The organism is Porphyromonadaceae bacterium W3.11 (assembly GCA_030434245.1).
Taxonomy (GTDB): Bacteria; Bacteroidota; Bacteroidia; order Bacteroidales; family Porphyromonadaceae; genus Porphyromonas_A.
Map to the genome: position 1 here is coordinate 257271 of JAUISX010000005.1, position 12241 is coordinate 269511.

10 protein-coding genes are annotated in these 12241 nt (G+C 41.2%); 4 read left to right on the forward strand and 6 right to left on the reverse strand.

Translation table 11 applies throughout. The features are described from left to right. Window positions 1–15: 15 nt before the first annotated feature. From QYZ87_09440 to rplU, 4 genes are all read right to left on the reverse strand, one after another. Window positions 16–726 (reverse strand): HAD family phosphatase, encoded by a 711-nt coding sequence (locus tag QYZ87_09440; GenBank protein ID MDN4754735.1) that lies wholly within the window; start codon window positions 724–726, stop codon window positions 16–18. After that, on the reverse strand, window positions 723–1163 hold the full coding sequence (locus QYZ87_09445; protein ID MDN4754736.1) for an NlpC/P60 family protein: 441 nt from the start codon (window positions 1161–1163) through the stop codon (window positions 723–725). Before QYZ87_09445 ends, QYZ87_09440 begins: the two co-directional genes overlap by 4 nt. Before the next feature lie 293 nt (window positions 1164–1456). Beyond that, window positions 1457–1708 (reverse strand): 50S ribosomal protein L27, encoded by a 252-nt coding sequence (gene rpmA, locus QYZ87_09450; GenBank protein ID MDN4754737.1) that lies wholly within the window; start codon window positions 1706–1708, stop codon window positions 1457–1459. Window positions 1709–1811: 103 nt separating this feature from the next. Beyond that, a complete protein-coding gene (rplU, locus tag QYZ87_09455) occupies window positions 1812–2132 on the reverse strand; it encodes a 50S ribosomal protein L21 (protein ID MDN4754738.1) in 321 nt (106 codons plus the stop codon). Between the two features lie 754 nt (window positions 2133–2886). On the opposite strand from rplU, the gene QYZ87_09460 reads away from it, so the two are divergent. Continuing rightward, the gene (locus QYZ87_09460) at window positions 2887–3399 is read left to right on the forward strand and encodes a hypothetical protein (protein MDN4754739.1); all 513 of its coding nucleotides are present in this window, start codon (window positions 2887–2889) and stop codon (window positions 3397–3399) included. A gap of 118 nt (window positions 3400–3517) precedes the next feature. Here QYZ87_09460 and QYZ87_09465 read toward each other — a convergent pair whose 3' ends face one another. Continuing rightward, a complete protein-coding gene (locus QYZ87_09465; GenBank protein MDN4754740.1) occupies window positions 3518–6040 on the reverse strand; it encodes an outer membrane beta-barrel family protein in 2523 nt (840 codons plus the stop codon). Window positions 6041–6164: 124 nt separating this feature from the next. Next, window positions 6165–7817 (reverse strand): alpha-amylase family protein, encoded by a 1653-nt coding sequence (locus QYZ87_09470; protein MDN4754741.1) that lies wholly within the window; start codon window positions 7815–7817, stop codon window positions 6165–6167. 252 nt (window positions 7818–8069) lie between these two features. Between QYZ87_09470 and uvrB the strand changes: the two genes are divergently transcribed. The 3 genes from uvrB to QYZ87_09485 all read left to right on the forward strand — a co-directional run bounded on the left by uvrB (window position 8070) and on the right by QYZ87_09485 (window position 12223). Then, entirely contained in the window at window positions 8070–10202 is a 2133-nt protein-coding gene (gene uvrB, locus QYZ87_09475; protein ID MDN4754742.1) for an excinuclease ABC subunit UvrB, read from the forward strand. Between the two features lie 130 nt (window positions 10203–10332). Then, window positions 10333–10932: a hypothetical protein gene (locus tag QYZ87_09480; GenBank protein ID MDN4754743.1), complete on the forward strand. Its 600-nt coding sequence runs from the start codon at window positions 10333–10335 to the stop codon at window positions 10930–10932. Between the two features lie 4 nt (window positions 10933–10936). Beyond that, window positions 10937–12223 carry a replication-associated recombination protein A gene (locus tag QYZ87_09485; protein ID MDN4754744.1) on the forward strand — a complete coding sequence of 429 codons (1287 nt, stop codon included), beginning with the start codon at window positions 10937–10939 and terminating at the stop codon, window positions 12221–12223. Window positions 12224–12241 lie beyond the last annotated feature (18 nt).

Below are 12241 nucleotides of genomic sequence, written 5' to 3' on the forward strand. Positions count from 1 at the left end.
CTCTTTGGGAAATACTTAAATAGGAAAGATTTGGCTCCACCATATCTGAAGAGATTTCATATTTGGAAAAATAAGGTTGGCACCTTCTTCTCTAAGTACCATCTGGTGTATAGGTCCCGTTGTGATGGCTATGGTAAAAGCCCCAGCTGATGCTGCCGACCGAACCCCCAATGGTGCATTTTCTACGACTAGCGTTTCGCTTGGCGTGCGTTGAAAAAGTTGCATCCCTCTCAGGTATGGTTCTGGATGTGGCTTACCGTTAGTGACATCTTCAGCTGTGATGATTAATTCAGGCGGTATCAGTGTGCCATAGAACTTCTCCACTCGTGGATATGCATTCATCTTCGTACTTCCGGTGACTACTGCTATCTCACAATTGCGTTGCTCCTTTAGAAATTTTATAAGTTCAAGTGTGCCTGGGATTCTGTTGACGCTATGATCTTTTGACTCTAGGAAGAGTTGCGTTTTTCTCTGGTATATCTCTCTATTAGTTTCTTCACTAGGATATTCCCCGAAAGTCCTATGGTATAGCTTATTAATAGTATCTATACCTCTCATCCCTTCATATAAGTAGAATTCATCTCTTTCGGCTTGAATCCCATACTCATCGCACGCTTTTTTCCAAGACCATGTATGGATGGGCATCGTGTCAAAGAGTATTCCATCCATATCAAAGAGCACGAGCTTTGGTTCAGACTTAGGCAAAGCTGATTTAATTGAGATCATTTATTTATCCTCCCTGCTCCAATGTATGTCCTTTTGTAATAAGGCTCATTAAGGCTGGAGATGATAACGCCTTGTCTCGTAGAGGCATGGGCAAATTTATCATCTTTGAGATACACCCCCACATGCGAGGCTCTCCCACCACGCCTATTATTAATGTTGAAGAACACCAAGTCACCTTCTTGAAGATTGTTTCTACTAACTCTTTGAGATTTACCCATGAGAGAAGATGACGATGATCTGCTGATGTTAATGTCATATACATCTAAATACAGAAGGTATGCGAAACCAGAGCAATCCGTTCCTTTTTTAGAGTTACTGCCAAACCTATAAGGCGTTCCAATCCAATCGGCTACAAATGCATATAGCCCTAGGTCATCCTCTACTTCATGAATATTTATATCCAATTCTTTTGACAAAGCAGAGGCTAGGTCAGCCATCGAAACTTCCTTATTGCTTGGGAGATAAACCTGACTAGAGGAATACCGACTGGTGGTACAAGATGTGAAACTTACCAGTATGATAAGCACTATTATAAACCAAAATCTCCTATAATACATGTATCTCAATCATTAACTATAAAGTAAGAGGCTCACAAGTCTCTCCAAGTATTTTGAATAACTTAGATAAAACTTGAGAGCCTCTTTAGAATATTTGCTACTCATTTTGAATCTTCAGTACATCTGTTGCTGAAAAAATAAGTAGATGATACGACGTAAGGCAAATAATTACCTTATGCTTCTACAGAAACATATGATCTATCGCCTCGAGTGGTTTTGAAAACAACTACACCATCAACAAGTGCGTAAAGGGTATGATCTTTTCCCATACCTACATTTTCACCTGGGTGATGCTTTGTGCCTCGCTGACGAACAATGATGTTACCAGCCTTTACAGCTGAACCACCAAATTTCTTAACGCCAAGTCGTTTACTTTCCGATTCACGACCGTTCTTTGAACTACCTACACCTTTTTTATGTGCCATTTCTTTTTCCTTTCCTTAGTCTAAACTCATTCAAAAACTTAGAATTACCTCGATTCCTTATTTATGAAAAAAGGATACGATAATAAATTCTGATAACAAGGGATTAACCTAAAATCTCCTTTACAGCGAGTTGTGTAAACTGTTGTCTGTGTCCCTTAAGACGACGATAACCTTTACGACGCTTTTTCTTGAAGATAAGTACTTTTTCGCCCTTTACAATAGGCTTAAGTACTTCGCAAACAACCTTAGCACCGTCGATAGTTGGTGCACCGATCTTTACAGCATCATTCCCTTGATCTAAAAGAAGTACACGATCAAACTCGATAGTATCTCCTTCTTTTGCTTCTCTGATGTGGTGAACAAATAGTTTTTGACCGTTCTCCACTTTGAATTGTTGACCTTGAATCTCTACGATCCCGTACATTATAATAGTCCTTTCTATATAAAGTGATACCCGGTGGGTGAGCCTACTATATGGCTGCTTACCTATACCCAACGCGGAATAATGCTGCAAAGGTAATAATAAAACCCCAATTTGTCAAGCTTTTTGTTTGTTCATTATACCTCTTTATCCAGTCTCTTTTATGAGAATAGCTTATGATAATGAAAATGACGGGTGCTCTCAAAAATTATGGTTAGGATTTTCTTACTATAGGAAACAATTATCTTTCTCATAGGAAAAATATTTTTTCCTATGAGAAGGATTTCTCTTTCCTATGTCTAGGCGAAAATGTACTTTTTAGCAATCGTATGTAAGGGGGTTGTTGCTTTTTGATAGGTGTATCTTAGATGTGTAGTCGATTAATTGTAAGTGGGTTATGCGTATGGTCGGGGACTACTATATATTAATTGTGTGGCGAGGTGTTACGAAACGTTATAAGATGTGCCTGGGGTAATGATTTTTTAACTGATTAGAGGTTATAGGTAAATGTAGGGATGTGTTCTGTGATTTCAGTTGTGAAGGCTTATTGACTTCATTTCGATAGTCGCCGATGTAATTTAGCCCCTGAGTGGAAAGATTTTACGGATTTTGTGGTAAAAAAATTATTATTACCTTTGTGGTTCAATATGAAAATCTCAGCGGAGGTTTTCTATAAAGATCCGAAACCCGGATGCCTGCGTCAATGACTTGTATTAAGTCTATGACTGTAGGAATATTGTAAACTAAATTGACATATATGAGACAAAAGACTATCTTGCTTGGTCTGCTCATTTCGTGCACCATACTTATGTTGGTGTCAGGAAGAGCCTTTCCAGCAGAGCCCGATAAGGGGTTTAATCCTGGAGAGCAAATACCAAGTATAATGGTGGATGGCAGGGATCTCGCAGCTGAATTTTCGGATAAACCAGAAGCTATATTAGTAGTATGGTCCGTAGATGATGCGATCTCGAGAGTGGTTAATTCATGGGTAAGTAATAACCCATCTAGAGATGCTGAAGTTCCTGTTTACTCAATTTGCTTAGACGCGGATCAGGAGGATGCTGAGTATTACGCTCAGCTTGATAACGTAAATTCAAAGTACATAAAGCTTTGGGGATCTGGCAAGAAAATGAGTAGAAAAATGGGCGACATTCGTAGGTTAGCCTCCAATGGCACAGCAATGGTTTACCATACCACCTATGGAAAGATTCAAAGAGTAGAGACATCCTCTAGCCTCTGGGGAAAAATCCAAAAAGAGATGGCGATCTAATAGTGATTAGATGAGCTTGAAGTTCGATTAATGAACTTGGAACTGATAAGATAAAAGTACGCTGGATCTGCATTAAGCTGGTCCAGCGTACTTTTTTACTCTATCGTGACAATGTTATTTACATCGGTGTGTTCGCAGGTGCATTGCCTTGATTTTTCTCCGCTTCCATCAGGTCGGTATTGTTGATGGTGCGAGAGACAGACTTGATACGTTCTTTGAGTTCACCGAAACGGTATCTGATGCTAAAGTTGAACATTCTAGAACCTGGATTTTTATTGATCGAATGCGTTTCAAAGCCCTCACCATAAGTATGCATCTTCCTTGTTATAGTATCTCTAAATGGCTCCATGATGTCGAGAGACAGTGAAAGCTTGTCATTAAATAAACTCTTTCCTACAGAAATACTAGTGAAATATGAGAAGTCATTAATCATTTGATAGGAACCGAACTTATACCCGCCAAGTGAAAAACTTAGATCCCAGCTCTTGGGTAGGGTAAATGTGCCACCTGTGTAACCAATAAATGTGCTCCAGTCTTTGGTCTCATCTAAGGTGTTACTAGAGAGGTTATTGTTACTTCCGCTGATATTCATATAAAGTCTTAGCCATGTCCATGGAGTATAGTTAATGAACGCATTGGCTGAGAGTCCTCTGCGTTTTCCAAGATTACCGTAAGTATGTTGGATGACACCAGGTAGGCTTGCGTCTTGCTTAGAGTAAGAGAGGATGGCATTATTGCTAAAGGTGAAGTTGAATGAGGTATTGATAGTGAATTTGCTGGAGAAGTGTCCGTAAGTTAATCCAATGTTATGATTGCGTTGTGCCTTCAGATCCGGATTACCGTACGATACCCAGAATTCACTGGTCTGGTCGCGGTAAGGATTCAGCTGAGAGATCCCTGGTCTTTGTATTCTAAAGTTGTAGTTTAATGAGGTTTGGTCAAATGGTGTGATATTGTAGCTTAATCTCACCTGTGGAACAAAGTCCAACTCACTTTTAGTAAAGTTAGCATCCTTAAGGTCTTTGTACTTTACGTCTAAGGTGCTTTTTTCAACCCTTGTGCCCACTTTGGTTGAGAGTTTTTGACTCCAATTGGTCCTCCAAGCTATGTATAATGCATAGATATCCTGTCCATAATCAAGGTCGCTACTGTTTAGGTGTTGTCCAAATAGCGAGCCTGGTGTGAATGTGCCATCAGGTGTATTCCTAATTAAATACTCTGGTGTACTTTCTGATCTACGAGCGATGTATTTGATTCCAGCCTCTAGGTTATGCGTATAGTGCCACTTGAAAGGTCTGGTATAATCTATTTGAGCTGTGTGCTCATTCATGGACGAGTTGGTCTTAGATAATTGCTCTCCAAAGGTATTGGGTAGGACTTCGTCTGTCGATAGATCTAGCACATTTCGAATAACATTGCTTTCGCTACTATTAGGGGATCTATCGAACATGTAACTGAATGTAAGTAGTTCTCCAGCCCTTTTAGTGCTGTGCTGGTAGTCAACGTTCATAGAGTAGCTACCTCTATTATAAGAGGAATGGGTCTGATTTTTATTTTTCTCAACGAGTACATCGTCGATCCATTTTTGCTCAATGGTATTATTATCCATAGTAGCTCTATAGGGCATACCGTTAGTAGATAGCGAAAAGAGATTAAGGGAGTCGATTTCGTAAGTAATCGTGGCATTAAACATATTGTAATACCCTTTGTTTTCGCTTTCTCCATCATTTAAGATATGATTGTTCCCAATATAGGTAGTAGTAGAGCTTTCGGTAGGTCGTCCTCCAAATCTACCGTGCAAAATGTTTCCAGTCAATCCTAACTTTCCTACCTTTGCATTCAGATATAATCCTCCATTAAAATTCCCATAGCTTCCAATAGAGACGCTAGCAGTACCAGCTACTCCGGCTAGAGAGGTGTTTTTGTCGGTGATGATGTTAAGGATGGCACTGCTCCCTTCGGCATCAAACTTCACTCCGGGGTCAGTGATTACCTCTATGCTTTTGATTGAAGAAGCGGGGATGCTTTTGAGAACTTCCTTCGGATTGCTACTGGTCATCTTATCTGGTTTCCCATTTCTGTAGATGATAAACTTACTGGAGCCATTGACTTGGATATTTCCCTGACCATCAACTGTTACCAATGGGACTTTTCTTAACATCTTTAGCAGGTCAGAACTTTTGCTTTCTGGATCCTCATTGATACTATATGAGATTTTATCAACCTCTACTGTCACCAGTTTTTTAGTAGCCGTTACGGTCACATTCTCCAGCATGGTTGCCGATTCTTTGAGTTTGAGCTTACCCAAAGAATAATTGGACTTTTCTTTTGGGACTACAAATGACATGTTTAATTCGTCCATTCCGATCATGGAAACTGAGATGTCGTATTTGCCTGCTGCTGGAAGAGCAATTCTGAATGCCCCCAAGTTATCCGATACTTGTACAAAGTATTGGCTGCCATCTCCAAGGCTTGGCTTGATTTTGACTTTGGCAAAGGGTACTTCTGCATCTGTGTCGTCAACGATAGAGCCTGTGACAACTACTTTGTTATTTGTCTCTTGTGCCGATAGATTTGGCACAAAGATATACCCCATAGCAGTCGCTATGAATAGGAGACAAAAGAGGTTAAACTTTTGCATAAAAGATTATTGGTTGGGTGTTATAGTTTAGTAATACACGACAAATGTAGTAAAATTGGTAACAATCTAAAATGGTTATGAGTTAAAAAGTATATTGTTAAGATAATTTAAGAAAGGACGTTGATTATAATATGGGGCATAAGCAGTGTATTTTGTAATCAAAAGGCTCTATTTCAAAGATATAGTTGTATATAGAGGATAGCTGTGTGATGCTCCTTAGTCCAGTGGGTTCTTCTGTGACTTGGTAAATCTGAGCAGGGTCAAGTGTGTAGTGGGTAAAGAACTCAGGAGGGAAGTGGGTCTCAATGGTATGGCGTGACTCAGAGAAGTTGACACAGATTATGCTGATCTCTTGGCTACTCTTACGGATGAAGGTGTACACTCCTTTTTCTGCATGAGAAGGGTTGACATACATAAGGTCATAGAAGCTTCCTTCTGTAATCGAGGGTAGGGAGGTAGATAAGTGTAAGAGCTTTTGGTATCTATTTCTTAGTGCTTTGGCCTCTGTTGATAGTGCAGTGCCTAAGAAGTCTTTTTCGACACCTATCCATTGTTGCATAGACTTTAAGCTCCAGTAGTCAAAGATGGATGTTCGACCGTCTAAACCAGAGAATCCCTCCTCGTCCATTCCTTTTTCTCCTAGTTCTTGCCCAAAGTAGGTCATTATCGGAGCTCCATCAATGAGTGTGCTGACAGCCATAGCGGGGAAAGCTCTTTCTGCAGACTGTGCGATGAAGTCGCTAGCAAGGCGAGGTTCGTCATGATTCTCCATGAAGTGAAGCATACGCCCATTTATATGACCTAGGCTTTGATGCGATTTGCCTATTTCTATGGTAGATGTTTTTCCCTTTATGACCCCTATTAAGGTGTCATAAAGACCTACCTTATCATACAGGTAATCAAAACCTGCAGCTAGGTATGCTTGGTATAAGTGTGGTTGATAGACCTCGGCGATGAAAAGCAGATGTGGAAACCCCTTCTTGAGTTGAGGGATCACCCAGCTCCAGAAGGCTGTAGGTACCATTTCTGCCATATCGCACCTGAACCCATCAATACCTTTTTGAGCCCAGTAGGTAAGTATGTCCAACATCTTTAGCCAAGTGTTGGGCGGTGTGGTATAGTGTTCTGTTCCGTCTTGGTAATCTTTCCCATAATTGAGCTTGACTGTTTCGTACCAGTCGTTATGAGATGGCTGGGCAGTGAATTGATTGTTCCCAGTAGCTTTTGCAGGGCTTTCTACATATGATCCGAAAGTCAGTGTCTCACTTGGGAGGTAATAGAAGTTGTTTTGTGGAGAAAAAGGGATGCTCGTATCATCATCTTCGCCAAAGTCATGTATATAGCTTGGTTTGGAATCTGAATAGTACTGACGTGCCAAGTGATTAGGGACAAAATCGATGATGACGTCTAATCCTGCATCGTGAGAGCGTTCGATAAGCTGTTTGAACTCCAAGTGTCGTTTGCTTACATTGGTCGCCAATTCAGGAGCCACATCGTAGTAGTCCTTGATGGCGTATGGGGATCCTGCTTCACCCTTGACAATATCAGGATGGTCAGGCTCGATGCCCTGAAACTTAGTTTTAGTAGCATGTTCGATGATTCCGGTGTACCATATATGAGTGCACCCTAATCCCTTTATAGCTTGAAGAGCAGTGTCGGTAAAAGCGTTTAACTTTCCTACACCATTTGTCCCGATAGAACCATGAGGCTCATTGGTGCAGTTGGGGTTGTCAAATAGGCGAGGTAGTACCTGATAGATGGATATCCTTTTTTTCATTCTATTCTCACTTATGTAATGGTTTTTATTCTATGAAAAAGGTGGCTCTAATCTGATATGTCTAAGTGTAGGACTCTTTCCGATTCCTTTTCAAAAAACAGATTTCATCAGAAGTCGTGGCTAAATCATACGAATTTTGATTAGAGTGCCTTCAGTTCAGAGAGGCTAAAAATTTGTATCCCTAGCCATTAGAGTCATTTTTCCTATAGTAAAGGTACAATTTTTCGATGAATAAAGTTACCTTTGTAGTATATGAAATTTGAATTAGTAGCCAATTATACGCCTATGGGTGACCAACCCGAGGCCATCAAACAATTATCAGAAGGCATCCGTTCGGGTCAGCCCAAGCAAACGCTATTGGGGGTGACTGGATCGGGTAAGACATTTACTGTGGCGAACGTCATAAAGGAGTTAGATGTACCGACTCTGATCCTTAGCCATAACAAAACCCTCGCTGCACAGCTATATGGAGAGTTTAAAACATTCTTTCCTAATAATGCGGTAGAGTATTTTGTCTCCTATTATGATTACTATCAACCTGAGGCATACTTGCCTAGTAATGATATGTACATAGAAAAGGATATGTCTATTAATGACGAGATTGAGAAGTTGCGACTCAAGACAACTGCCTCGCTTTTGTCAGGCAGGCGGGATGTGATAGTCGTCGCCAGTATATCCTGTATCTATGGTATGGGTAATCCAATGGATTATTCATCTAAGAAGGTTATTATACAGTCTGGTCAGGTCATTAATCGTGATGACCTCTTGAGGGATTTGGTCAATGCGTATTATATCCACGATAAATCAGTCTTTAAGCCAGGTACGTTTCGTAATAATGGCGACACCTTGGATATATTTCCAGCGGTGGAGGGCTATGATGGGATGGCTTATCGCATAGAGTTCTGGGGGGATGAGGTTGAGCGAATTAGTTGTTTTCAGCCATTGACGTTCGAAGAGCTGGCTGTCTTGGAAGAGGTCCATATCTATCCCGCTAATCTCTTCGTGACCACAAAGGAGCAAACAATGAGAGCTGTAGAGATGATTAAGCACGATCTGGAATTGCAGGTAGAGCTATTCCATAAGACAGGACGCACTATTGAAGCCACTCGGCTTTATGAGCGTGTGACAAATGATGTGGCGATGCTTCAGGAAGTCGGCTACTGTAACGGCATTGAGAATTACTCACGTTACTTTGACGGTAGAAATGCTGGAGAGCGTCCGTATTGCTTATTAGATTATTTTCCTAAAGATTTCCTCTTGGTTGTCGACGAAAGTCACGTGACCATGCCCCAAGTAAGAGGGATGTATGCTGGTGATAGATTTAGAAAAACTAATTTGGTGGATTATGGATTTAGATTACCAGCTGCTTTGGATAATAGGCCTTTGATGTTTGAGGAGTTCCAGCAGTTGACCAATAATACTATCTACGTAAGTGCTACTCCAGCTGAATTTGAGTTGGAGGAGAGTGGGGGTGTAGTGGTAGAGCAGATTATCCGTCCTACTGGTTTGCCTGATCCTGTGATAGAGGTTCGTCCAGAGGAGAATCAAATTGATGACCTCGTGCATGAAATTAATCTTCGAATAGAGAGAAATGAACGCACTCTTGTGACAACTCTGACGAAGAAAATGGCTGAAGAACTTTCAGAGCATTTAGCAGAATTGGGGATCCGCACAGAGTATATCCATAGTGATGTGGTTACGATTCGAAGGGTAGAGATTATGGAAGGCCTGAGACGAGGAGACTTTGATGTCCTGGTAGGGGTAAACTTGCTTAGAGAGGGGCTTGACTTGCCAGAAGTTTCACTAGTCGCTATTTTGGATGCAGATAAGGAGGGTTTCTTGCGTAATCATCGCTCTCTAACCCAGACGGCGGGTAGAGCGGCTCGTAACATCAATGGAATGGTGATTTTTTATGCTAAGAAAGTTACCCCAAGTATGCAGATGACGATTGATGAGACGAAAAGGAGGCGACGGAAGCAGCTTGCTTTCAATAAGGAGCATGGCATTACGCCTAAGCAGATTTTCAAAAAGAGTGCATCTATTCTAGACTTAACGGGGCCTAGTCGTCAAATCGAAACAAAGGCAGTTCGGGAGTACAAGTTGGAGAAGGAAAAGGCAGCTGTGGCAGAGAGAAGCTTTGATTATCTTAAAGCCGATAATCTTGAAGAGCAGATTCAAATTACGAGGAAGGCTATGGAGGAAGCATCCAAGATACAGGACTTTGTCTCAGCAGCCCAGTATAGAGATAGGTTGTTCGAGCTACAAGCAGCCCTAGGAGATTCCTCTCAGGTGACAGATAAAGAGCGAATGGCTTCAAAGAGATTAAACGCAGTGGAACACCAGCGAAGTGCTCATTTAGAGAACCGAAAGTCTAGCCGTAAATAACATTTTGTGTACCTTTACATGAGTAGATTTGGAGCACTTATAGGAGCTAAATTCTGAGCATTTGCAATAATATATTAATCTCTAAAATTTACTTACACATACATCCGAATAAATAATATCAGTTTCCTTTATGAGAATAAGAAGAACTAATAAAGAAGTTGAGAGAGATATTTTCAATGCCGTCACAACCCTTTCCAAGAGGGTGGACATGATGGATATTACGATGACCATGGTAGCTAAAGAGTCACGTATGGATATGAAGGTACTGAAGAGAAGGTACTCTAGTATCAAAGATCTCCTGCATGCCTACTCGGCACGATTTGATAAATATCTTTCTACATTAATGAAGTCTGGTGATCATATCAGTGATAAGGCTGAGCGATATGGCTTTATTTTAGGGAAATATCTGGACTGGATTAGTGAAAATGATCAAGTCCGTCAACTCTTGCTATGGGAACTTGATGATAGTACTGATCTAGGTTATATCACAGGACAGAAGCGTGATATTCAGCTTGTAGAATTACTCTCCGAGGACTTTGCACCCTGTCCCAAAGGAAGTGAAAAGGAGATGGTGCGTGAGCAGGTCATCCTCTACTTGGCTGGTATGACCTACTTATATCTTAATCGTAGTGATGCGGCGTTTATGGGTATTAAGCACTTCTCTGAAGAAGGCAAAAAATCACTACAAGATGGATTGGTTAGATTACTCAAAACCTATTTTTCACTATAGTTAGATGAGTGCACAATTAGCTCCACTTGCTGAAAGGTTACGTCCTAACACATTGGAAGAATATGTAGGACAGGAACATCTTATAGCTCCTGGTGCTCCATTGTATGAAATGATCCGAAGTGGTCTCTTAAGGAGCTTTATTCTTTGGGGGCCTCCTGGCGTGGGTAAGACTACGCTTGCACACATCATTAGCAAGCAATTGGGTACTAAATTTTATACCCTCAGTGCCGTGTCGTCGGGTGTTAAGGATGTCAGAGAGGTCATTCAGCAAGCAGAGGATAATCAAAGAGGCCTATTTGGCTCTGCAGCCACACCCATATTATTCATTGATGAGATTCATAGGTTCAGCAAGAGTCAGCAAGATTCACTCCTTCATGCTGTAGAGCGAGGGAGCGTCACTCTCATAGGAGCAACTACTGAGAATCCTTCTTTTGAAGTTATACGCCCTCTTTTATCTCGGTGTAGAGTATTTGTCTTAAAGCCCCTGGATAGTAAGGCACTTGACGAGTTGCTTGAGAGAGCCATTTCGGAAGATGTTGTTCTGCGGGAATATCAGTTTGAAATCAAAGAGCGTGAGGCACTATTTGCTGCTGCTGGAGGAGATGCTCGCAAGTTATTGAACATCTTGGAGATGCTGATTACTACTCCAGAGGCTAAGGTAGAGGATAAGATAGTAATTTCGAACCAGATTATTGCTAATTCCCTTCAGCAAAATCCTGCCGTCTATGACAAAGGTGGAGAGATGCACTATGATATCATTTCGGCATACATCAAGAGTGTTAGAGGAAGTGATCCAGATGCTGCCTTGTATTGGCTCGCGAGGATGATTGCAGGTGGGGAGGATCCTAAGTTTATTGCCCGCCGAATCGTCATACTAGCGGCCGAAGACATAGGGCTGGCTAATCCTAATGCTTTATTGATAGCACAGGCTGCATTTGATGCGGTCCAGAAGATTGGATGGCCTGAGGGAAGAATCCCATTAGCAGAAGCTACTATATACCTGGCCAGTAGTCCAAAGAGTAATAGTGCATATCTCGCCATTGATAAAGCACTTCAATTCGTAAAAACAGCTCCTCCTTATGCCGTTCCAATGCATTTGAGGAATGCTCCTACATCTTTAATGGAAGAGCTAGGATATGGAGCAGAATATATCTATCCACATAATTACGAAGGGCATTATGCTCCGCAGGAATATTTGCCTAATGAAATTGAGGGTATGAACTTTTGGGAACCTGCTCCAAATTCGCAAGAACAGCGGTTGGTTGACTATTTAAGAGACCATAAAAAATGAAAATGATGATATATAGCA

What these genes read in the sequence shown, in the direction of transcription:
- QYZ87_09460 (MDN4754739.1), top strand. Translation starts at nt 2,887, where the DNA reads ATGAGACAAAAGACTATCTTGCTTGGTCTGCTCATTTCGTGCACCATA.
- uvrB (MDN4754742.1), top strand. Translation starts at nt 8,070, where the DNA reads ATGAAATTTGAATTAGTAGCCAATTATACGCCTATGGGTGACCAACCC.
- QYZ87_09445 (MDN4754736.1), bottom strand. Translation starts at nt 1,163, where the DNA reads ATGGCTGACCTAGCCTCTGCTTTGTCAAAAGAATTGGATATAAATATT.
- rpmA (MDN4754737.1), bottom strand. Translation starts at nt 1,708, where the DNA reads ATGGCACATAAAAAAGGTGTAGGTAGTTCAAAGAACGGTCGTGAATCG.
- QYZ87_09485 (MDN4754744.1), top strand. Translation starts at nt 10,937, where the DNA reads ATGAGTGCACAATTAGCTCCACTTGCTGAAAGGTTACGTCCTAACACA.
- rplU (MDN4754738.1), bottom strand. Translation starts at nt 2,132, where the DNA reads ATGTACGGGATCGTAGAGATTCAAGGTCAACAATTCAAAGTGGAGAAC.
- QYZ87_09480 (MDN4754743.1), top strand. Translation starts at nt 10,333, where the DNA reads ATGAGAATAAGAAGAACTAATAAAGAAGTTGAGAGAGATATTTTCAAT.
- QYZ87_09440 (MDN4754735.1), bottom strand. Translation starts at nt 726, where the DNA reads ATGATCTCAATTAAATCAGCTTTGCCTAAGTCTGAACCAAAGCTCGTG.
- QYZ87_09465 (MDN4754740.1), bottom strand. Translation starts at nt 6,040, where the DNA reads ATGCAAAAGTTTAACCTCTTTTGTCTCCTATTCATAGCGACTGCTATG.
- QYZ87_09470 (MDN4754741.1), bottom strand. Translation starts at nt 7,817, where the DNA reads ATGAAAAAAAGGATATCCATCTATCAGGTACTACCTCGCCTATTTGAC.